At 48.8% G+C, this 20,005-nt stretch carries 20 protein-coding genes and 1 pseudogene; 10 read left to right on the top strand and 11 right to left on the bottom strand.

Annotated features, from left to right (window positions below):
• Positions 1–470: 470 nt before the first annotated feature.
• Both B157_RS0121035 and B157_RS0121030 read right to left on the bottom strand, forming a co-directional pair.
• Positions 471–842: a hypothetical protein gene (locus tag B157_RS0121035; RefSeq protein ID WP_020605284.1), complete on the bottom strand. Its 372-nt coding sequence runs from the start codon at positions 840–842 to the stop codon at positions 471–473.
• 50 nt (positions 843–892) lie between these two features.
• Positions 893–1,291: a response regulator gene (locus tag B157_RS0121030; RefSeq protein WP_020605283.1), complete on the bottom strand. Its 399-nt coding sequence runs from the start codon at positions 1,289–1,291 to the stop codon at positions 893–895.
• A gap of 254 nt (positions 1,292–1,545) precedes the next feature.
• Here B157_RS0121030 and B157_RS0121025 point away from each other — a divergent pair, with 254 nt between their 5' ends.
• The gene (locus B157_RS0121025) at positions 1,546–1,941 is read left to right on the top strand and encodes a response regulator (protein WP_020605282.1); all 396 of its coding nucleotides are present in this window, start codon (positions 1,546–1,548) and stop codon (positions 1,939–1,941) included.
• 7 nt (positions 1,942–1,948) lie between these two features.
• Here the strand turns inward: B157_RS0121025 and B157_RS0121020 are convergent, their stop codons facing one another.
• Positions 1,949–2,578: a deoxynucleoside kinase gene (locus tag B157_RS0121020; RefSeq protein ID WP_020605281.1), complete on the bottom strand. Its 630-nt coding sequence runs from the start codon at positions 2,576–2,578 to the stop codon at positions 1,949–1,951.
• 170 nt (positions 2,579–2,748) lie between these two features.
• On the opposite strand from B157_RS0121020, the gene trhO reads away from it, so the two are divergent.
• Positions 2,749–3,729 (top strand): oxygen-dependent tRNA uridine(34) hydroxylase TrhO, encoded by a 981-nt coding sequence (trhO, locus tag B157_RS0121010; RefSeq protein WP_020605279.1) that lies wholly within the window; start codon positions 2,749–2,751, stop codon positions 3,727–3,729.
• 24 nt (positions 3,730–3,753) lie between these two features.
• Here the strand turns inward: trhO and B157_RS0121005 are convergent, their stop codons facing one another.
• The 4 genes from B157_RS0121005 to B157_RS0120990 all read right to left on the bottom strand — a co-directional run bounded on the left by B157_RS0121005 (position 3,754) and on the right by B157_RS0120990 (position 7,554).
• The gene (locus B157_RS0121005) at positions 3,754–4,953 is read right to left on the bottom strand and encodes a threonine synthase (protein WP_169521770.1); all 1,200 of its coding nucleotides are present in this window, start codon (positions 4,951–4,953) and stop codon (positions 3,754–3,756) included.
• Between the two features lie 63 nt (positions 4,954–5,016).
• Positions 5,017–5,922, bottom strand: coding sequence for a LysR substrate-binding domain-containing protein (locus B157_RS0121000; protein ID WP_020605277.1), 906 nt, complete (start codon positions 5,920–5,922; stop codon positions 5,017–5,019).
• Between the two features lie 64 nt (positions 5,923–5,986).
• Entirely contained in the window at positions 5,987–6,787 is an 801-nt protein-coding gene (gene bla / locus B157_RS0120995) for a subclass B1 metallo-beta-lactamase (RefSeq protein WP_020605276.1), read from the bottom strand.
• Between the two features lie 368 nt (positions 6,788–7,155).
• The gene (locus B157_RS0120990; protein WP_020605275.1) at positions 7,156–7,554 is read right to left on the bottom strand and encodes a T9SS type A sorting domain-containing protein; all 399 of its coding nucleotides are present in this window, start codon (positions 7,552–7,554) and stop codon (positions 7,156–7,158) included.
• Positions 7,555–7,765: 211 nt separating this feature from the next.
• Between B157_RS0120990 and pgeF the strand changes: the two genes are divergently transcribed.
• Together pgeF and B157_RS0120980 are read left to right on the top strand one after the other, a co-directional pair.
• Complete coding sequence (pgeF, locus tag B157_RS0120985) at positions 7,766–8,536, top strand: peptidoglycan editing factor PgeF (protein ID WP_020605274.1); 771 nt, start codon at positions 7,766–7,768, stop codon at positions 8,534–8,536.
• Between the two features lie 68 nt (positions 8,537–8,604).
• Positions 8,605–8,847 (top strand): GlsB/YeaQ/YmgE family stress response membrane protein, encoded by a 243-nt coding sequence (locus B157_RS0120980; protein WP_020605273.1) that lies wholly within the window; start codon positions 8,605–8,607, stop codon positions 8,845–8,847.
• Positions 8,848–8,940: 93 nt separating this feature from the next.
• Here the strand turns inward: B157_RS0120980 and B157_RS0120975 are convergent, their stop codons facing one another.
• Positions 8,941–10,080, bottom strand: a complete 1,140-nt coding sequence (locus B157_RS0120975; protein ID WP_020605272.1) for an acyl-CoA dehydrogenase family protein — start codon at positions 10,078–10,080, stop codon at positions 8,941–8,943.
• A gap of 365 nt (positions 10,081–10,445) precedes the next feature.
• Between B157_RS0120975 and B157_RS0120970 the strand changes: the two genes are divergently transcribed.
• The 3 genes from B157_RS0120970 (at position 10,446) to B157_RS0120960 (ending at position 13,726) form a co-directional block, all read left to right on the top strand.
• The gene (locus B157_RS0120970) at positions 10,446–11,777 is read left to right on the top strand and encodes a UDP-glucose dehydrogenase family protein (RefSeq protein WP_020605271.1); all 1,332 of its coding nucleotides are present in this window, start codon (positions 10,446–10,448) and stop codon (positions 11,775–11,777) included.
• A gap of 91 nt (positions 11,778–11,868) precedes the next feature.
• The gene (locus tag B157_RS0120965; RefSeq protein ID WP_020605270.1) at positions 11,869–12,846 is read left to right on the top strand and encodes a UDP-glucuronic acid decarboxylase family protein; all 978 of its coding nucleotides are present in this window, start codon (positions 11,869–11,871) and stop codon (positions 12,844–12,846) included.
• 244 nt (positions 12,847–13,090) lie between these two features.
• Positions 13,091–13,726, top strand: a complete 636-nt coding sequence (locus B157_RS0120960) for a Crp/Fnr family transcriptional regulator (RefSeq protein ID WP_020605269.1) — start codon at positions 13,091–13,093, stop codon at positions 13,724–13,726.
• 74 nt (positions 13,727–13,800) lie between these two features.
• Here B157_RS0120960 and lpxB read toward each other — a convergent pair whose 3' ends face one another.
• Positions 13,801–14,922: a lipid-A-disaccharide synthase gene (gene lpxB / locus B157_RS0120955; RefSeq protein ID WP_020605268.1), complete on the bottom strand. Its 1,122-nt coding sequence runs from the start codon at positions 14,920–14,922 to the stop codon at positions 13,801–13,803.
• A gap of 107 nt (positions 14,923–15,029) precedes the next feature.
• Positions 15,030–15,446: a 6-pyruvoyl trahydropterin synthase family protein gene (locus B157_RS0120950; protein WP_020605267.1), complete on the bottom strand. Its 417-nt coding sequence runs from the start codon at positions 15,444–15,446 to the stop codon at positions 15,030–15,032.
• A gap of 275 nt (positions 15,447–15,721) precedes the next feature.
• Here B157_RS0120950 and rfaD point away from each other — a divergent pair, with 275 nt between their 5' ends.
• Complete coding sequence (gene rfaD / locus B157_RS0120945) at positions 15,722–16,687, top strand: ADP-glyceromanno-heptose 6-epimerase (protein WP_020605266.1); 966 nt, start codon at positions 15,722–15,724, stop codon at positions 16,685–16,687.
• A 15-nt stretch (positions 16,688–16,702) separates the two neighbouring features.
• Here the strand turns inward: rfaD and B157_RS0120940 are convergent, their stop codons facing one another.
• Positions 16,703–18,247: a S8 family serine peptidase gene (locus tag B157_RS0120940; protein ID WP_020605265.1), complete on the bottom strand. Its 1,545-nt coding sequence runs from the start codon at positions 18,245–18,247 to the stop codon at positions 16,703–16,705.
• 143 nt (positions 18,248–18,390) lie between these two features.
• On the opposite strand from B157_RS0120940, the gene B157_RS0120930 reads away from it, so the two are divergent.
• Both B157_RS0120930 and B157_RS39425 read left to right on the top strand, forming a co-directional pair.
• Complete coding sequence (locus tag B157_RS0120930; protein WP_020605263.1) at positions 18,391–19,686, top strand: aminopeptidase P N-terminal domain-containing protein; 1,296 nt, start codon at positions 18,391–18,393, stop codon at positions 19,684–19,686.
• A gap of 105 nt (positions 19,687–19,791) precedes the next feature.
• Positions 19,792–20,005, top strand: a pseudogene (locus B157_RS39425) (IS4 family transposase); the annotation flags it as partial.

The following is a 20,005-nucleotide window of genomic DNA, read 5'->3' as shown; positions in this document are numbered from 1 at the left end:
TTCCATGGTACTGTGTAAACGAATCACTCACACGCTAATGTTAAGTCGACTACACCCGGAAGTTTGGCCTGCACCGGTAAATTTCCTCTTAATTTATAGATGCCTCTTTCCGGGGAAAAAGGAGAAAAATAGAGTTAATCCCCAAACATGTTGATGGGTTTTATCTCCATAATTCACCTTTCCGTACGCCTTTTTGTGAAAATAGGGCAAAAACTCTTTTCCTGTTATTTTTATATAAAAAAAAGTTACAGTACTGAAATCCTGACCTATATATGTGACGTATGTGCATAGTAGCGTCAAAACGTCATTCTGTCAGTCACAAATGTGTATTTGTCCATTATCAATACGATGAAACTCGCAAACACTTCTTCCTTCAGCCTGCTGAACGCCATCACCTGGTTTACTGTACTGTTCATTACCCTGTTGCTGACGGCAGGATTGGGCTGGGCGCTCTTTTTTTAAGCCACTCTCTACCGCTTTGGTGGAAAGGCGATCTCTCCCGTTCCATCGGCTGGCTCCAGTAATATTACCCGGATACCTGATCCGGTTGTACCCCTATCGTCTGTCTGGCCTTCCGATAAATACGTAATCACGGATTGCTCATTGTCAAAAAAGTAGCTGCCCGAAATCGATTCTTTCGCTGTGTCTACCAACGTATGGTCTGACCCGTTATCTATATCTCCAGGGCTGATAATCAGGCTTATTACCTTAAAGTTTTTAGTGCGGGCCATTACGTCGATCCGGGATATACCGGATTCGTTCGTTTGCTGCACGTTCAGGATTGTTAGGTAATTGGCCTCATTGCCCATGTTATGGAGCAGCCATTCGTAGGTAGTTTTCATGTTTTTTCCACTGTATCTTTTGAGAGAAATTTATCTGGCTGATGGCACGGTCACTGCATAATGGGTAACTCAACCAGCTCCACCCAGTACTTACAGAATATGTCGATCTGTTCGAGCATACTCTGTTTGAGTATCACCGAATTAGCTCCAGCCTGGTAAAAATGTATGATATCATCATTGGAGAGTGAGCCGGACCAGATCAAAATAGGGATATGCTGGTAGTTTGGTGAAGCGCGTATTAACGTTACCGTTTCATAGCCATTCATCAGGGGCATTTTGGCATCTAGTATGATAAGGTTGGGAAGCGGAAGGGTCTGTAATTTTTTGATTACTTCTTCGCCGGTTGGCACGTACGTCAGGATCATGTGCTGATGGCATTTTCGAATATGATTGTTCAGCAGCAGGAAGTCTTCATCATCGTCATCGGCTACAAGTATTGTCTGGTTCATAGTCATTCAGGCGTTATTTTATTAGTGGAAACAAAGTAAAAGGCTGCCTGTTCTATTTTCCAGTTGTAAAAATAAGGTAGGACGCTGCTCCGTAGACTTCTCCCGGAAAAATTCGAATCTGTTTCTCTTGAGACACAAGTAGATAGGTGTCGCACTAAAAGGTAAGTACTTGGATAGGAAATTTTTATCCAGTAGTATTGCTGTGAAGCTTTTCGTTCCTGTCCAAAGATTGTCATCCTACCAGTTTACCACAAATGACTACCTCAACAGTTTGGGTCGTTGATGACGACGAAGACGATCAGCTATTTATACGCTCCGCATTTGAGAGTGGCCAGCCTCCCATTCGCGTTATGATACTCAATGATGGTGTTGAACTACTCCCCAAACTGGATGAGTGCACCGAACTACCCCGCCTGATTCTATTGGACATCAACATGCCGCTTAAAAACGGCTTTGAGACGCTTAAAGAATTGCGCAGTTTACCCAAGTACGAGCACCTGCCCGTTGTGATGCTTACCACCTCAGCTACCGAAGCCGAACATTCACGCTCACTGGCGTTAGGGGCTAATCAGTTCCTGACAAAGCCACTCTCCCTGAGCCAACTAAAATCACTGGCTCAGGAATTGAGCAAGCGGTGGAAACTAGCCTGAGTCTGCGCTATTCATTCGATCGTAGGTGCATGTCTACCAGCCGGATAACTTCCCTGAAATCCTGAGGCCGACTGGCATAATCCAGGATATCCATGTCCAGAATCAGGAGGGCCCCCAGTGCGTAGGAATCGGCAAATTCTTCGTAGAGTTTGTTCAGATTTGTCAGGTATTGATCGGCTATAGCCTGCTCGAAGGACCGACCCCGTTTCTGAATCTGCTGGCGAAGTTTGGGCAGGCTGGCCCGCAGATAAATCATCAGGTCGGGTGGCCGCACGATGCTCATCATGTTCGTAAACAAATCCTGATAGGTATCAAAATCGCGTTCGGTCATGAAGCCGCTCTGTTTAAGGTTTCGGGCAAAAATGGCCGCATCCTCGTAGATGGTTCGATCCTGAACCAGCGTTGTTGCGTGTTCGAGTTGCAGTCGGCTGATAATCTTTTTCATCTGCGCGAAGCGACTGTTCAGGAAATAGATTTGCAGGTTGAACGACCAGCGGGGCATGTCTTCGTAAAAATCGGCCAGGTAAGGATTTCCCTCTACGGCTTCAAACAGCACCTCCCAGCCATAGTGGGCCGCCAGTAATTCGGCCAGCGTCGTTTTACCCGCGCCAATGTTTCCCGTAATCGCAATGTGCATACTGAGTGCTGATTGAGTGTGTTTAAATGGCTAGCATATCATCGCTGGCTGCGCCGGTATGTCTGTAATCACAACGTTTTCACGCCCATTTTGCTTAATTTTGTCATCGAAATTGTGTTTCGGACCGGCTGTCTGCGTTGCATTGGCCATCCGATTTTACTGTTGAAGCCATGAAACCGTACCGCGTCCTTTTATACTATATTTACTCACCCATCGAAAACCCGGATCAATACCGGGAGGACCATCATCTGCTGTGTCTGCGGCTCAATTTGCTGGGCCGTATCATCGTTGCACCCGAAGGGCTGAACGGAACTGTATCGGGGCTCACCGCCGATTGCGACGCCTACATGGATACGCTCCGGGCCGATCCCCGTTTTGCGGGGGTCGAATTTAAGGTAGACGGAACGGACCAGCATACCTTTCAAAAATTACACGTTCGGGTAAAATCGGAAATTGTGCATTCTGAACTCCCTGTCGATCCGCTCCGGCAAACGGGTATCCATCTTGAACCCGACGCATTTCGGCAACTCAAAGATGACCCCGATGTGGTACTGGTCGATATGCGATCCAATTACGAGCACGAGGTCGGAAAGTTCAAAAATGCCATTACGTTCGACATGGAGAACCTCCGCGAACTTCCCGAACACATGGCCGAACTGGATCACCTGCGCGGCACGGGCAAAAAAATAGTTACCTACTGCACGGGCGGTATCAAATGTGAAAAAGCATCGGCCTACCTGCTGGCGCAGGGTTTCGAAAATGTATATCAGCTTCACGGGGGTATTATCCGCTACGGGCTGGAAACGGGGGGCGAAGATTTTGATGGCGAATGCTATGTATTCGATAACCGCGTAACCGTACCGGTCAATCACATAAACCCGGTTACGGTATCGACCTGCTACCGGTGTAGTACTCCCACCAGTCGGATGATAAATTGCGCCAGCCCGGTTTGTAATAACCACATTACACTTTGCGAAACCTGTGGTCATGAGCACGGGGGCACCTGTACGGATGTCTGCAAAGAGGATCCTTCCCTCCGCCCGTACGATGGCACGGGGTATTACGGCAAACAAACGCAGGGCTACTCACCCGTACAGGGATTCAAAAGTCGACAGGGGCAACGAACGGACAGTCGTTTGATTAGCGAATGAGTTGATGGCTAGAGTTTTTTTTGATTAGTCACGCCATTTTCCTTTCAGGTTTTCCAGGTAGTTCAGGCCTGCTCCCGTATTCAGCAGTAGTACATGTTCATGCGGCTGGAGCCAGTTCTGGTGCAGTAGTTTCCTGGTTGCGGACCAGATTGCACCCCCTTCTGGGGCCACAAACAGGCCTTCGTGTCGGCTGAGTTCGCTGACCCCGTCCAGCATATCGTCTTCCGAAACAGCAATGGCCGTTCCGCCCGATTCGCGGAGTACGTTCAGCATCAGCGGCTCGCCAATGGGGCGCGGCACAGCCAGACCATTGGCCAGGGTGGCTTTACCCACGTATTGTTTGCTGTTGAGTTGCTTTCCCTGCCAGGTCGTTACAATGGGCGCGCAGTTTTCGGCCTGCACCGCTACCATGCGGGGCAGCCGCTGTTCGGGACTCAGCCATCCCAGTGCTTTCAGTTCATGAAACGCCTTCCAGATACCAATTAGCCCGGTTCCGCCCCCCGTTGGGTACATGATTACGTCTGGCAGTTGCCAGTTCAACTGTTCGGCTATTTCGTAGCCCATCGTTTTTTTTCCTTCCAGCCGGTACGGTTCTTTCAGGGTCGAAACGTCGAAATAACGCCCATCCCGATTCAGTTCATGCGCTTTAGCGGCACAATCGTTGATGAGTCCATCGACCAAAATCAACGTGGCACCATAACCGATACACATTTCCTTGAACGCGTCGGGCGTATGGGAGGGCATCACTACAATCGCTTCCAGACCCGCTCTGGCGCAATAGGCCGCCATAGCTACGCCAGCGTTGCCGGCAGTGGGAATAATACAGGCCCGCTCACCGTTTTCCTTCGCTTTGGCAATGGCCATGCAAAGTCCCCGTGCCTTAAATGACCCGGTTGGATTCAGGCCTTCGTCTTTCAGGCTGAGTTGAGCGAAGCCCGCTTTGGCCGCCAGTCGGTTCAACGGTAAAATGGGTGTAAACCCTTCGCCCAGTGTGAGTTGGTTCTCGGGCTGAATAACGGGCAAAAACTCTTCATATCGCCACATGGATTTGGGCCGATTCTGTAGCGCCGATTGAGATAACGTGTCCGTATCCAGCCCGTACTGACACAGTAGCGGGGCCTGACAGCAGGTCGACAAGGTCTGGCGCACGAGCGCGTTATGAATGGAGCCGCAGTGCGAACAGTGCAGGTCTTCCAGCAGTGATGAAGTGGCGAGGGTGTTCATGGTTGTATTTTTCCGAAAAGTCCCGGTAATCAACGCATGAAGCAAATAGCATTTTGATATGAGTTATTCCCTGTTGGAATAATGACGCTTTGTAAACTGAATAAAGGTGTTGACCAGTTGGTTACTCTCCGTTCCTTTGCGCTGGATAAAGTAAAACGTGCGTCGTAAGGTCAAGTCCCGAATGGGCACTTCAACTAGTTCGCCCGCTGCCAGTTCTTTGATGATAGCTCGTTTGGGCAGGAACGCCAGGCAGGTATCGGCCAAAACGAAATTTTTCAGGGCCTCGGTACCGCCCAGTCGGATCAATACAGGTAATGAGGCCAGACTGATTCCTCTTTTATCCAGTTCATCGTCAATAACCGCCAGCGTACCGGACCCATTTTCGCGCAGAGCCACCGGAATGGTGGGCAGGTCGGCAACAATAAGCGCTCGCCCGCGTAAGGGGCTTTTTCCCGAACATACCGCCAGCACATCGTCGGTCATAAAAGGGCTATAGGTCAGCGTGTTTACCTGCGTCAATCCCTCTACAATGCCCACGTCGATCTCGTGTGCCAGCAGGGCGTTCTGAATGTTGTCCGAGTTTCGATTGAGCACATTGATCTGAAGGTTGGGGTACTGCCGAAGGTAAGCAGACAACACGGAGGGCAGCACGTATAAACTAATGGTTGTACTGGCACCAATAGCCAGTTTGGTGGGTGGCCGGAAGGTTTCGTTGATCTGCTGAATTTCCTGGTGCAGTGATTCCTGTAACTGGCTTGCCTCCAGTAGCTTATTGTATAGTGCCTGCCCTGTTTTGGTTAGGCTGATGTGGTTGCCATGCCGCTCGAACAGGCCTGTTTTGTAAAAATACTCCAGCGATTTTACATGCTTACTAATGGCCGACTGACTGATAAACAAGGTCTGACTGGCTTTGGTGAAGCTTAGTAAACGGGCCACTTCCATAAAAATAAGGTGGCGGGACGAGAGCATAAAGGGTAGCTTTTAATGGACCAATTTGGGGCTTGAGCTTACCAAATAATTATGGTTGGTGCTTTTACTGAAATAGATGGATCGTATACTCCAGTAGTTCCGTTCCGCCTGATTTGCCATGCCCCGGAACGACAATTTTTGCCTGGGGATGTTTTTGTTTGAGCTTACTTACCGTACCCGGCCAGGCAACTACGTTGGCATCCTCCAGATTTCCTTTCGTTGCGCCCACTTCTTTTATCAAACAACCCCCGAATAGCGCGTTACCGTCCGGAAAATAGCCGATTACATTATCCTTTGTATGCCCTTCACCGAAATATTCCGCGTATACTTTTTTATCGCCAACGGGTAGGGTAAGGGTGCCATCAAATCCCTTCATGGGTTTAGTGAATTTTTGTCCCTTACTTTTCAGGAGTGCTATCGTTTTATTGGATGCGTAAGCAGGAATGTTATGCTCACTGAACGTTTCCAGACCACCCACACAATCGGCATGAAAGTGGGTAGGAATGAGGGCGTTCACTTTTGTTTTGAGCACCCCGGTTACGTACTGAATCAGTTCTTCCGAGCTTTTATTATCGGCGGGCGTATCAAAAATAACGGCCTCATTGCCATTAATGATAATCATTCCGTTGCAGGCTACCCGTCCAAAACTATCGGTATTCAAAAAGGATGTATGAACGTAAACATGATCGGAGAACTTCTGAATACGTAGATCTTCCGACTTATAGACGGTTGAGTCTTTTTTCGACCAAAAGTCCGCTCCTGAAGCTGACTTCCCGTCTATTGGATTTTGTTTGCTCAGGTGCGTATCGCTAAAAAACAGTGACCTGCTTACGAGCAGTGTTAGAAGCAGAATAAACTTCACCATGATTGGAGTTAGTAATATAATAATGGTAGGGGAACGTACTGATAATCTTGTTTGGCAAAATTACAGACAAATTTTTGGGCCTGATGATATAACTTCATTTGGGGCCCAGGACAAGTTTGTTTGCTAAGTCCCTGCGGGGTGTCATCTTGATAGAATTGTCAGAAAATAACCATCACTGTCAGGATTTCGCGGTTTCGGCCGTCCGACCTTTCAGGGCTATTGCTTTTAACTTGTTCTACACTCCTTTATTTCTTGAACGTCGGGCTGGATAAATAAAAAATACCCGGTCTGGAAAAGCCCCTGACGTGGTGCCGGTTTCTCAAAACCGGCACCACGTCAGGGGCTTTTCCAGTGTTATGAATGAGGGTTTACCTGATTGAGACAAGCCGGTTAGGCGTAGCAGGTTGTTGGGTCGAGATGGTTACACTCTGCGTGGTGGTTTCTACCCCATTGGTAATTTCTACCTGATACACGCCATCTTCCAGTTGGTTTAAATTCAAACGGGTACGGTAGATCTGGTCATTTTTACTGAGGTGCCGGTTGTACAGTATCCGACCATCGGCACTTTTCAGACTAATTGATACGGTGCCTCCTTTTTCTTTGTCGAGGGCAATGCTCAGTTTGCCAGCCTGCGTCATGTACATACCGGTTTTGTAGGTAGCCACTGTTTTTGTTTTACCACCAGGATTGGTTTCGGCAAAAGTGGCCGATGAGGTAACAACAGCTAGTGAAAGGGCTAATGCGAGGGATTTGATAAGCGTTTTCATGGTGATTATGTTTTTTTGATTGTTTCGATTTTCCGTCGGGTTCTTCCCGATTGGTGAAACAAAGATATAGGTGGTGGCTGGTACTATGTATGGCAAACTACCGGAACGGTTTTTACATTGGATGAATGGTAAAAAGATAGGGATGGCTGAGGAAACGGTTAGTTGGAATGATGCTTGTTAAGTCGCAAATTTGCTTTACAGCTACACTTATATGCCCATTCAGACTCAGGCAGCGAGCAATTTATACCGTGCTCTCTCCATCTTTGCCGATTTCCCTGACCTCATTGCCACCGAAAGCACCCGACACGGGGGAATTAGTCCGGCCCCGTTCGACTCGCTCAATCTGGGAATCAACACGGCGGATACGCCAGAGAATGTAGCTGAAAACCGACAGCGATTTTTCGACGCAATCGGTGCCGGTACGCATTCTTTTGCGTCTGCCTATCAGGTACACGGCACGAAAGTGTTACAGGCGACCGAAGCAGGTCGTTTCGATGGCTACGATGCGTTGATAACGAACCGACCAGGCTTGCTGATTGGTGTTACCGTTGCCGATTGTGTACCCATCCTGATTTATGACCATGCTCATCAGGCCGTTGCTGCTATCCATGCGGGTTGGCGGGGAACGGTAGGAGAGATAGTTACGAAAACGCTGGCTATGATGCAGCAACGGTTTGGTACGTTGGCGGGGTCGTGTTATGCCTATGTCGGGACCTGTATAGACGAATGCTCGTTTGAGGTTGGGCCGGAGGTGGCCGAACAGTTTGCCTCACCGTACAAACAAACTAAGTCGAGTATAGGAAAGGATTGTATTGATTTGAAAGGGGCTAACGCGGCCTGTTTAATCGACTTTGGAATTCCACTGAATCAGATAGCCGTATCGCCTTTTTCGACGGTGTTGAATAATGATACTTACTTCTCGTACCGGGCCGAAAATGGGCAAACAGGCAGGATGCTGGCGGTTATTGGTCTAAAAACATAAACAATGTATCCTTATTGGACGTTAGGTTGCTGTTTCTTAAACAACTTTTCATTTTACTCGCAACAGATATGGGAATCTTAGTGTCAATTTTAGTAGGCGCCATTGCCGGTTGGCTGGCTGACCTTGTTTTTAAGCGGTTTTCATTCTCGCTCATCGTTCAGATTCTGCTCGGTATTGCCGGTGGGTTTGTTGCCGGTCTGATTTTTGGTCGTGACGGTGGTATTTTTGACCAAATCCTAACTTCTTTTGTAGGTGCAGTGATTATTCTAGGTATTGCTGCGCTGATAAAGGGACGCAGCAGCGCGGTGTAAAGTAAATAAGCAGTAACAAGAAAGAGGAAGCGAAGGAAAATGGCTATAAGCCATTTTCCTTCGCTTCCTCTTTTCTCTTGACCTCCCTCGTTATTACTTCAATATCTGCCTGGAAATGACCAGTTTCTGAATTTCACTGGTTCCTTCGCCAATAGTGCAAAGTTTGGCATCCCGATAAAACTTCTCTGCCGGATAATCTTTCGTGTAGCCGTAGCCACCAAAAATCTGTACCGACTCATTGGCCACTCGAACGGCTGTTTCGGAGGCAAACAACTTCGCCATCGCCGACTCTTTGGTCACGGGTTTACCGGCATCTTTCAAATCAGCAGCCTGATAGGTCAGGAGTTTAGCCGCTTCAATATCAGTAGCCATGTCGGCCAGTTTGAAGCTGATTCCCTGAAAACTGGCGATGGGTTTTCCGAATTGTTCCCGCTCTTTAGCATACGCCAGGGCTGCATCATAAGCCCCATGGGCAATTCCCAGACTGAGGGCCGCAATCGAAATCCGGCCACCATCAAGGATTTTGAGCGATTGAATAAATCCTTCACCCACTTTACCAAGCCGCTGAGCATCTGAAATCCGACAATCCTGAAACAACATCTCCGCTGTTTCCGAGGCCCTCATACCTAATTTGTCTTCTTTACGGCCACCCGTAAAGCCGGGGGTTCCCCGTTCTACTATAAAAGCCGTGGCATTGTGGGGGGCGTTTGGTTCTCCGGTTCGTGCAATCACTACGGCTACATTTCCACTTCTACCGTGCGTAATAAAGTTTTTAGCCCCATTCAGCACCCAGCCATCCCCATCCCGAACCGCCGTTGTTCGCATATTACCCGCGTCAGAACCGGTGTTAGGCTCGGTAAGGCCCCAGGCCCCCAGCCATTCGCCGGTGGCTAACCGGGGCAGGTAGGTTTGTTTTTGGTCCTCGTTACCGAACATAAGAATATGATTGGTACAGAGGGAATTATGAGCTGCCATCGATAAACCAACCGACCCGTCGATTCGGGACAGTTCAACAATAGCCGCTACGTATTCACGATAGCCCAGACCTGTACCGCCGTATTCAACAGGAACCAGCATGCCCATTAGCCCCTGCTCCCCTAACTGTTGAAATAACTCAACTGGAAAGTGCTGATCTTCATCCCATTGTCGGATATTGGGCCTAATGAGCCGTTCACCCAGGTCATGTACTGATTGGGCTATTAATTCTTGGTTTTCTACAATTTCGTTTGTCATGAAAAAAGTAATCTGATGAAATGTCTTATCTGTGGTTTATACAAAGTAAGCAATTAAACTCAGCTTTTTTCACCGTCTGAACCTATTGACTATTTTAGCTTTTTTTTTTCGCTGTCAAGGGGTTTAAAGTGGTGAAAAACAGGGCTTTCGTAACTACTTAGATTCTTTCGCCTGCAATTGGTTTAGTGAGTACAATATAATTTAACGTGTGTAAAACCGGTTCGATTGATAAAGTAACAAGATACCGATAAGTCACTATTGATAAGTAAGTAGAAGGGGTTATTAAAAAACTTCTATTTTTGTGACATCAGATAAGTCTGCCCGTCTGTTATTATTGTTGTAAAATTCTTAGTTAATCGATCGATATGAAATTAGCTGTAGTTGGAACTGGATATGTGGGTCTCGTTACGGGTACGTGTTTTGCCGAAACCGGTAACCAGGTGACGTGTGTTGATATTGACGAGCGAAAAGTTGAGAAACTAAATAATGGAATTGTGCCCATCTACGAACCAGGACTGGAAACCCTGTTTCATCGGAACGTAGAAGAAGGTCGTCTCATATTTACGACGAATCTGGAAGAAGGGATTAAAGACGCGGAAGTTATTTTTCTGGCCCTGCCCACCCCACCGGGCGAAGATGGCTCTGCCGACCTGAAATACATTCTGAAAGTAGCCAGCGATCTTGGCCCTATTCTCAGCCAGTATGCTGTTATTGTCGATAAGAGCACGGTACCCGTTGGCACCGCCGAGAAAGTTCATGCGCACATTGCCGATAACGCCAAAGTTGATTTCGATGTGGTCTCGAACCCCGAGTTCCTGCGGGAAGGTGTGGCCGTTGAAGATTTTATGAAACCCGACCGTGTGGTAATTGGGACGAAATCGGAGCGGGCAAAGGGCGTTATGAATAAACTCTATGCTCCGCTGGTGCGGCAGGGAAACCCCGTTATCTTTATGGACGAACGCTCTGCCGAAATGACCAAGTACGCTGCCAACGCGTTCCTGGCCACCAAAATCACGTTCATGAACGAGATTGCCAACCTGTGCGAACGGGCCGGTGCCAATGTCGACGATATTCGGCGGGGTATTGGTACGGATAGCCGCATTGGCAAGCGATTCCTGTTTGCAGGTATTGGCTACGGTGGAAGCTGTTTCCCCAAAGATGTGCAGGCACTGGCGAAAACGGCTAAAGATTTCAACTATGATTTTAAGGTGTTGAAATCGGTGATGGAAGTGAACTACGAGCAGAAAATCAAGATGATGCCGTTGATTCTGAATCACTTCGGAGGTGACCTGAAGGGGAAAACCATTGCCGTTTGGGGGCTGGCGTTCAAACCTTACACCGATGATATTCGGGAAGCACCCGCACTTGACAATATCCGGGCACTGCTCGAAGCCGGTGCAAAAGTTACCGTCTACGATCCCGAAGCGATGGACAATGTTCGTAATCAACTGGGTAATTCCATTGCCTACGCCCATACGCAATACGCGGCTCTGGATGATGCCGACGCGCTTTTCATCATTACCGAATGGCCCCTGTTCCGCACACCTGATTTCGACAAGATGAACCTGTTGATGAAAAACAAGGTGATTTTCGACGGTCGGAACGTGTATGAGCTTGAGCAGATGCGCGAACAGAACTATACCTACTACAGCGTCGGCCGGGAAGCGGTGCTGGCACCGGTCGAGCAGAAAGTATAAATCAGTTTACGGTTTATGGTTTACAGTTTATGCCCGGCCACCGGAGCGATATAAACCGTAAACTATAAACTGTAAACCATAAACCTAAAAAATGAAACGAGTACTAATCACCGGCGGGGCCGGATTCCTGGGATCGCACCTTTGCGACCGGTTTATTAAAGAAGGATACCACGTGATAGCGATGGACAATCTCATTACGGGCGATATCCGTAACATTGAGCATCTGTTTCATCTGCCTAACTTTGAATTCTACCATCACGACGTATCCAAGTTTATCCATGTACCGGGTAATCTGGATTACATCCTGCACTTCGCTTCGCCGGCCAGTCCAATCGATTACCTCAAAATACCCATCCAAACCCTGAAAGTTGGCTCACTGGGTATCCACAACTGCCTGGGTCTGGCGCGGGTGAAAGGCGCACGGGTGCTGATTGCCTCCACGTCGGAAGTGTACGGCGACCCAACGGTTCACCCACAAAATGAAGAGTACTGGGGTAATGTAAACCCCGTTGGGCCGCGTGGTGTGTACGATGAAGCCAAGCGTTTTCAGGAGGCCATGACCATGGCATACCATACCTATCATGGCGTGGAAACCCGCATTGTCCGAATTTTTAACACCTATGGTCCTCGTATGCGCCTGAATGATGGCCGGGTATTGCCCGCTTTTATTGGACAGGCATTGCGGGGAGAAGATCTGACCGTTTTTGGCGATGGCAGTCAAACCCGCTCGTTTTGCTACGTAGATGATCTGGTAGAAGGGATTTATCGGCTGCTGCTCAGTGATTACGCCTATCCGGTCAATGTGGGGAATCCGTCGGAAATTACCATTAAAGAATTCGGCGAAGAGATTATCAAACTTACCGGTACGAAGCAGCAACTCATTTTTAAAGACCTGCCTACCGATGATCCAAAACAGCGTCAGCCTGACATTACGAAGGCAAAAGCCATCCTGGACTGGGAGCCTAAAGTAACTCGTGAGGAGGGGCTGCGCATTACGTACGATTATTTTAAAAGCCTGCCCGAAGAGGAGCTCTACAAAGCGGCTTACCACCGGGAGTTTAATAAATAGTAGCTCTCATACGCCTGTTGTTTTCCCGAAAGCAACAACGGTTTCCTGGATACAGACCCTGGCCAGTAAACGTTTAAAGGCTCTAAAAATGATTGGCAAGACACCTGTCTCGCCAATCGTTTTTAGAGCCTTTCTGCTTTTGCCATCGGTTAGTTATGGCGTTTATGAATCTAACTGAAGCCTAAACGGTTATTACGCCAAACGTTTACCCGTCTGCTATTGGGTAACGATCCTCTGTTGAAACATGAAACTATCGGTTGAATATCTACAGGAAATTTTTCAGGGGCGTTTTGAGTACACATTGCTGGAAGAACTGGCCCAGGCTGGTCAGTTAAAAAATGCTTCGGTTGGGTCATACCTCATTCGACCCGGCGAGTTTATCCGTTCCGTTCCCATCATTCTTACGGGTTCCGTTAAAATCATGCGGCCCGACCAGGGAGGTCGTGAAGCCTTACTGTATTATTTGGGGGGATTGGATGCCTGTGCTATGTCTCTCACGTGTTGCCTGGGAACTAAACGGAGCGAAATTACGGCCGTTGTTGAGGAAGAAACAACGATGATCAGTATCCCCGTTGAGAAAGTGGATGAATGGATGTGCCGCTTTTCGACCTGGAAGCAGTTTGTTTTTCAAACCTACCAGAAACGATTCGACAACCTGCTCGAAACCATAGATGAGGTAATTTTCCATAAACTCGATGAGCGACTATTGGTTTACCTGCAAAAGAAGGTGGCCAGCTGCCAGTGCAGCGTGTTGTCTATCACCCACGAAGACATTGCCCAGGAATTAGTTACCTCTCGCGAAGTAATATCCCGTTTGCTGAAGCAAATGGAGAAAAATGGTCAGGTGCAGTTGATGCGAAATAAAATAATAATGCTTTAGTATGCTGGCTTTTACAGCGGAAAGCGATACGGCAGCAGTCGTATCGCACTCAGGATTTTCCATCCTGGAAAAGGCTATGAAACTATCTGCCGTAACTCCTCCACCATTAGCCTTCCCGCCCGTTCCGACGCACCCGGTTCTCCCATTTTTTGCAGTACTTCGGCGTAACCTGCCAGTTGTTCCTCCCGACCCGTTTGACCCGGTAAAATAGCGCGTAACTCGGTCGTTATTCGTTCCGGGGTGAGTTCATTCTGAATCAACTCTTTCACTACTTCCCGATCGGCAATCAAATTGACCAGCGAGATGAACGGAACGGCAATCAACCGTTTGGCAATGGCGTAGGAAACTACCGTTGTTTTGTAGCATACTACCTGCGGTACGTTCAGCAGGGCGGTTTCGAGAGTGGCGGTTCCCGACGTCACCAGCGAGGCTGTTGCCAGATGCAATAGATCATAAGCTGCGTCGTCAACGCGTTTCACGGTGGGGTAATTGACCAGAAAATCGTCGTAGAGCATGGCGGGCAGGTTGCTGACAGTGCCCACCAGAAACTGATAATCGGGAAATTGCCGGGTAACCCGCAGCATAACGGGGAGGATGGCTGTAATCTCCTGGTGACGGCTACCGGGCAGGAGTGCAATAACCGGCTGCTCCGATAAGCCCAGCTTTTCCCGGAAGGCCGGGTCTGGCCGGAATTCAGCCAGCGCATCGAACAGCGGGTTACCTACGTATTCGACCTTAAAGTTGTAGCGGGCAAAGAATTCGGTTTCAAAGGGTAGAATGGTGAACAAACGATCTACGGTTGCTTTGATGGTCAACGCCCGGCGCTGGTTCCAGGCCCACACTTTGGGCGATATGTAATAAAAAACAGGAATGCCATGTCGTTTGGCAAAGCGGGCCATGCGCAGGTTGAAACCTGCATAATCGATCAGAATGAGCACATCGGGCCGATGGGCCAGCAAATCGGCCTGGCATTCGCGCAGGTTACGCCGGATCGTTTTCAGGTTTTTTACAACCTCCAGAAAACCCATGAAGGCCATGGTACGGTAGTGGCATACCACCGTGGCCCCGGCAGCTTCCATCTGGTCTCCGCCGTAAGCCCGGAAACGGGCCTGTAGGTCGTGGGCGTGAATAGCCCGGATCAGGTTAGCACCGTGCAGGTCGCCGGAGCGTTCACCAGCTATCAAATAGTACGTCATTTTTAGTCATTAGCTTCTCGTCATCCATCGTCGCGCAGTCGTTTTTCTTTGACAATCAATGACCATTTTATAATGCGAAGCTAATGACCGTCAATGACAAATAAAGGTTACTCGCCAAAATAATCGACAAAGTTCTTCGGGGTTTCGTATAGCCGAAGCTGGTGCAGATGCGCATCCGTAACGGGCTCGAGGGCGCGTTCCAGAATCTTCCATATCTCCATGATGAAGATTTCGCAACTGGCCATTTTACCGTGCATAAAATCGACATCGAGGTTCAGGTTTTTATGATCTACCTTTTCAATAACTTCCCGCCTGACGATGTCGCCCAGCAATTTCAGGTCGATCACAAACCCCGTATCGGGGTCGGGTTGCCCTTTGACCGTTACGATCAGTTCAAAATTATGACCGTGCCAGTTTATGTTCGCACAGGGGCCAAAAACTTCTTTGTTCCGCTCTTCCGACCAGGCTGGATTATAAAGCCGGTGGGCCGCGTTGAAATGTTCAATTCGATTGATATAGACCATTTGTCTGGTTTAGATGGGGCGGTTGCCAGAAACGCCGGTTTGAAAGATTCAGCGACAAAGATACGAATGGAATGACCCTCCGTAAAAATAGAAAAGTCTATGTATATATATGAAGATAAATTGTATTGTGTTTTGTATTGGAAATGTACAATTTAATCCCTAAATACGCTATTCTATTCTCCGAGATAAAACCTGTATCTTTACACCCTGTTTTACTTAGTTTTAAGTGTTACTTAGCTAGTTATCAATACGAACACGTTTACGACCACCAGTTTATGATTATCGTTACGGGAGCCGCCGGTTTTATTGGGAGCTGTTTAATCAGCAGGTTGAATCAGGAAAACTTCAATTTCATTATTGCCGTTGATGATTTTTCTTATCCCGAAAAGGAAGCAAATCTGGTCGGTAAACGTATTCAGGAACGGGTAGATCGGGAGGTTTTCTTCGACTGGCTCGACCAGAATTATCAGGAGGTAGAGTTCATTTTTCACATCGGTGCCCGTACCGATACGACCGAGTTTGACCGGGAGATTTTTGAGCACCTGAACGTTGAATACTCCAAGCAAATCTGGCACCGCTGCATCGAGTATCAGATACCCATGGTCTATGCTTCTTCGGCCGCTACCTACGGCCTGGGTGAACTGGGATATGATGATAATGAGTCACTTATTCCGCAGCTGAAACCGCTCAATCCGTACGGCGACTCGAAGAACGAATTCGACAACTGGGTGCTGGAGCAGGAGCGGAAACCCTTCTTCTGGGCGGGCCTGAAATTCTTTAATGTATACGGCCCCAATGAGTACCACAAAGGGCGAATGGCATCCGTGATTTTTCACGCGTACAATCAGATTAAGCAGTCGGGGGGCATGAAGTTATTCCGTTCGCACAATCCTGATTTTGCCGATGGGGAGCAAATGCGCGATTTCGTTTACGTAAAAGACGTAGTAGACATTTGCCTGTTTTTGATGCACCACCGGCGGAACTCCGGCATTTATAACCTCGGCAGTGGCAAAGCCCGTACCTTCCTCGATCTGGCTAAAAACACGTTTTACGCCCTCGATCTGGAACCCCAAATCGACTTCATCGATACTCCCGTCGATATACGCGATAAATACCAGTACTTCACGCAGGCGAATATGTCCAAGCTTCGTTCCATCGGGTATCAGAAGCACTTTTTCTCGCTCGAAGATGGTATCGCTGACTACGTAAAAAATTACCTGAGCAAAGGGGCGTATTTATAAGCCGTCAGGTTGTTCTTACTCCCAAATCACCTCAATCACTTCTTTCTTCAAGTCGACCGTCGTCTGTTTTTCCCCATTCGACCGGCGCAGGGTGAGTTTGCCGTTGGCCACTTTTCCCGCTTCCTGCTGCAGTACGTGCGTGGCATCTTTCTTATGGAAGACCGAAACGATGGCTTCCGTGGTCTCAACGGGTAACGTCAGCGTTTTGCCGGTAGCCTTCACCGACCGGGCCGTTGCCGGTGAATCCTGATTCCGGAGCAGAGCCAGTGCCCGCGATGCCTGCGGCACGCCATAGCCAATGTAATTATTGCCGTAGGGGTACAGGTGCGACGATTTTTCGATGATGTCCATCACCTGTTTATTGGTTAGTTTGGGGTTTGCCTGCATAATACAGGCGGCAAAGCCCGTAATAACCGGTGCCGACAGGGACGTACCGTACAGCGAAAAGCACGATACATTCGGTTTTAGATACGGGAGTTCTTCCGGTCCAATGCTGCTGTAGCCAATGCGGTTCCAAAGCCGCCCGTTGGTGGCCCCGATGGCGAGTACACCCTGTGCATCGGCGGGAGTGCTGATGATGCGCCACGACCGGTCTTCGCCTTCATTCCCGGCCGATACAATAATGAGGATGCCTTTTTTGTCGGCGGCAATCTGGGCGGCCCGGCTAATGAGGCTCGTGTGGCCATTCATCTGGCTGGGTTCGTAATTTTCCTTCGGGTTGCTCATGCCCTTTGCGTAACCCAGCGAGGTGTTTATAAGCCGCACACCCAGACTGTCCATCCATTCCATGGCCGATACCCAGTAATCTTCTTCGCCCCGATACTCGCGGTTTCCCTGGTCGGTGCGGGCCAGGTAAAACGTAGCATCCGTAGCCATGCCAAACTGGATATTTTCGGTTGGGTCGTTCCCCGCAATGGCCGCCATGACCTCCGTTCCGTGGAAGTCGGACATGGTTTCGAGGGTGCGGAACAGGTTGCCATGCGTCTTCTTTTCATTGACATAATCCCGTACCCGTTTCACTCCATCGCGGGCAAATACATGCTTGAGCGCACTGGCCGAATCGGCCCCGAAAAAACCGGCATCGATAATGCCAATGTTAACGAAGCGACCCGTCAAACCAGCCTGAACAAAGTCGGGGGCCTGAATCTGGGTCAGTACGGGAGCCATCTGCGGGTTGACCGGTAACCCGAGAGATGTAACAACAATGGCGGGGTCGATGGCCAGAATTTGTTCGACGAAAGGCAAAGCCGACACCCGTGCGTATTGATCTGTGGTGAGCCGAACCGACACCGCATTCAGCCAGCGCGACTGGCAAACGGGCTGGATACCCGCCTGTTTTAACTGGTTCAGATAGGCCGTTGATACCGGCAAGTCCGTTTCGTCCAGCGGTAACTGTTGCTGTTGGCGCTGAAGAAGGGATTGCTTCGACAGGGCGGGAGTCGATGTCTGTTCTTTATCACGAAGCAACACCCAGTACTTAGGGGTGTTGGGCTGGGCCGCACCAGGCTGGGCCCCTGCAAACGAAATGAAAAGGCAGAAGAATATAGTTAGTTGACGCATCAGAATAGGTTTAGGCAGAAAATGAGCAGGGGCTTTCGGCAAAAAGCTGCTGACAGACTAAACACAAAAACCCGTAGATACTGTTACGGCTTTTGCCTTTATTTGCAAAATTAAACAGAAAATCAGCCTCAACCGTCGGACGCATGCGTTATTTGCCCATTGACAATCAGCTTTTCATTACCAATCGTCAGCGTCTTACTCAACTGCTGAAACCAAAATCACTGGTAGTACTCAATGCCAATGACATCATGCCGACTAATGCCGACGGTACGATGACCTTTCGGCAAAACAACGACCTTTTCTACCTCAGTGGTGTCGATCAGGAAGAAACCCGGCTGGTACTTTTTCCTGAACATCCAGACCCGAAGTTTCGGGAACTGCTTTTTCTGCGCGAAACCAGCGAACTCATTGAAATCTGGGAGGGACACAAACTAACGAAGGCCGAAGCGGAACAGGTGACCGGCATCCCGCAGAAGCAGATTTACTGGATGAATCAGTTCGAGACCATTTTTATCCAGATGGTCTATGAGGCAGATTTTGTGTACCTGAATACCAATGAACATACCCGGGCGGGCGTGGCGGTGCAAACCCAGGATGCCCGGTATGTAGATGAATTCCGGCAGAGGTACCCGCTCCACCGGCTGGAACGGCTGGCTCCGCTCATGCATCAGTTGCGGGCTATCAAACAGCCGCAGGAGTTACCCCTCATTCAAACGGCCATCGACACAACGGAAACGATGTTTCGCCGACTGCTGGCATTCATCAAACCGGGTGTTTGGGAGTATGAGATTGAGGCCGAGATGATGCACGAATTCCTCAAAAACCGTTCGCGCGGCACTGCCTACAGCCCGATTATTGCCTCCGGTGCCAATGCCTGCGTACTGCATTACATCGATAACAGTGCTCAGTGCCAGGATGGAGATGTTATTCTGCTGGATATTGGCGCGGAGTACGCCAACTACAATGCTGACATGACTCGCTCAGTGCCCGTTAACGGTCGATTCTCTCCACGGCAACGGGCGGTATATGATGCCGTATTGCGGGTGATGAAGGAAGCCACCCAGATGCTGCGGCCCGGAAACCTGTGGGACGAGTACCACCGGGAAGTGGGCCGGGTGATGGAGTCCGAACTAATCGGTTTGGGCCTTTTGGATAAGGCAGAAGTGGAAAAACAGGACCCCGATGCCCCTTTATACAAAAAATATTTTATGCACGGTACCTCACACTTCCTGGGTCTCGACGTGCATGATGTGGGCAACAAGTACCGGAAAATGGAACCGGGGATGGTGTTTACGGTAGAGCCGGGTATTTATATACGCGAGGAAAAATTAGGCATTCGGCTGGAAAATAACGTGCTGCTAACGGAATCCGGTAATATTGACCTGATGGCAACTATTCCGGTCGAAGCCGACGAGATTGAGTCGATGATGAACAGGTAAAGTGTATGGTTTTTAGTGTATGGTTACTGTACCCTGCTAAAATTGGGATGAAAAAGGGAAAGTTGGATTTTTGTAGTTCTCAAGCTCCAAATATCCCCCTTTCCCATGAAGCAGAACTTCATTGACCAAATTACAACACTCCTGCATAAAGCACCAATTGTAGCCAATTTAGCCCGTAAAAAGTTCGTCGCTCAGTTTATTATTGGGCTCATAAAAAGCAGAAATACACAATTTTGTGAGATTGCACAACATCTGAACGACAAAGTCAAGTTAGCCTCCAATGAAAATCGCATACAGGATTTTTTCCGGGAAGTAGACA

This window comes from Spirosoma spitsbergense DSM 19989, assembly GCF_000374085.1.
In the GTDB taxonomy this organism is placed as follows: domain Bacteria; phylum Bacteroidota; class Bacteroidia; order Cytophagales; family Spirosomataceae; genus Spirosoma; species Spirosoma spitsbergense.
Note: the sequence above shows the minus strand (reverse complement) of the source record. Positions and strands in the feature narration are given on the sequence as shown.

Bases quoted from the DNA above. Each gene is read 5' to 3' on its own strand.
- B157_RS0121035 (WP_020605284.1), bottom strand. From the start codon at position 842: ATGAAAACTACCTACGAATGGCTGCTCCATAACATGGGCAATGAGGCC.
- B157_RS0121030 (WP_020605283.1), bottom strand. From the start codon at position 1,291: ATGAACCAGACAATACTTGTAGCCGATGACGATGATGAAGACTTCCTG.
- B157_RS0121025 (WP_020605282.1), top strand. From the start codon at position 1,546: ATGACTACCTCAACAGTTTGGGTCGTTGATGACGACGAAGACGATCAG.
- B157_RS0121020 (WP_020605281.1), bottom strand. From the start codon at position 2,578: ATGCACATTGCGATTACGGGAAACATTGGCGCGGGTAAAACGACGCTG.
- trhO (WP_020605279.1), top strand. From the start codon at position 2,749: ATGAAACCGTACCGCGTCCTTTTATACTATATTTACTCACCCATCGAA.
- B157_RS0121005 (WP_169521770.1), bottom strand. From the start codon at position 4,953: ATGAACACCCTCGCCACTTCATCACTGCTGGAAGACCTGCACTGTTCG.
- B157_RS0121000 (WP_020605277.1), bottom strand. From the start codon at position 5,922: ATGCTCTCGTCCCGCCACCTTATTTTTATGGAAGTGGCCCGTTTACTA.
- bla (WP_020605276.1), bottom strand. From the start codon at position 6,787: ATGGTGAAGTTTATTCTGCTTCTAACACTGCTCGTAAGCAGGTCACTG.
- B157_RS0120990 (WP_020605275.1), bottom strand. From the start codon at position 7,554: ATGAAAACGCTTATCAAATCCCTCGCATTAGCCCTTTCACTAGCTGTT.
- pgeF (WP_020605274.1), top strand. From the start codon at position 7,766: ATGCCCATTCAGACTCAGGCAGCGAGCAATTTATACCGTGCTCTCTCC.
- B157_RS0120980 (WP_020605273.1), top strand. From the start codon at position 8,605: ATGGGAATCTTAGTGTCAATTTTAGTAGGCGCCATTGCCGGTTGGCTG.
- B157_RS0120975 (WP_020605272.1), bottom strand. From the start codon at position 10,080: ATGACAAACGAAATTGTAGAAAACCAAGAATTAATAGCCCAATCAGTA.
- B157_RS0120970 (WP_020605271.1), top strand. From the start codon at position 10,446: ATGAAATTAGCTGTAGTTGGAACTGGATATGTGGGTCTCGTTACGGGT.
- B157_RS0120965 (WP_020605270.1), top strand. From the start codon at position 11,869: ATGAAACGAGTACTAATCACCGGCGGGGCCGGATTCCTGGGATCGCAC.
- B157_RS0120960 (WP_020605269.1), top strand. From the start codon at position 13,091: ATGAAACTATCGGTTGAATATCTACAGGAAATTTTTCAGGGGCGTTTT.
- lpxB (WP_020605268.1), bottom strand. From the start codon at position 14,922: ATGACGTACTATTTGATAGCTGGTGAACGCTCCGGCGACCTGCACGGT.
- B157_RS0120950 (WP_020605267.1), bottom strand. From the start codon at position 15,446: ATGGTCTATATCAATCGAATTGAACATTTCAACGCGGCCCACCGGCTT.
- rfaD (WP_020605266.1), top strand. From the start codon at position 15,722: ATGATTATCGTTACGGGAGCCGCCGGTTTTATTGGGAGCTGTTTAATC.
- B157_RS0120940 (WP_020605265.1), bottom strand. From the start codon at position 18,247: ATGCGTCAACTAACTATATTCTTCTGCCTTTTCATTTCGTTTGCAGGG.
- B157_RS0120930 (WP_020605263.1), top strand. From the start codon at position 18,391: ATGCGTTATTTGCCCATTGACAATCAGCTTTTCATTACCAATCGTCAG.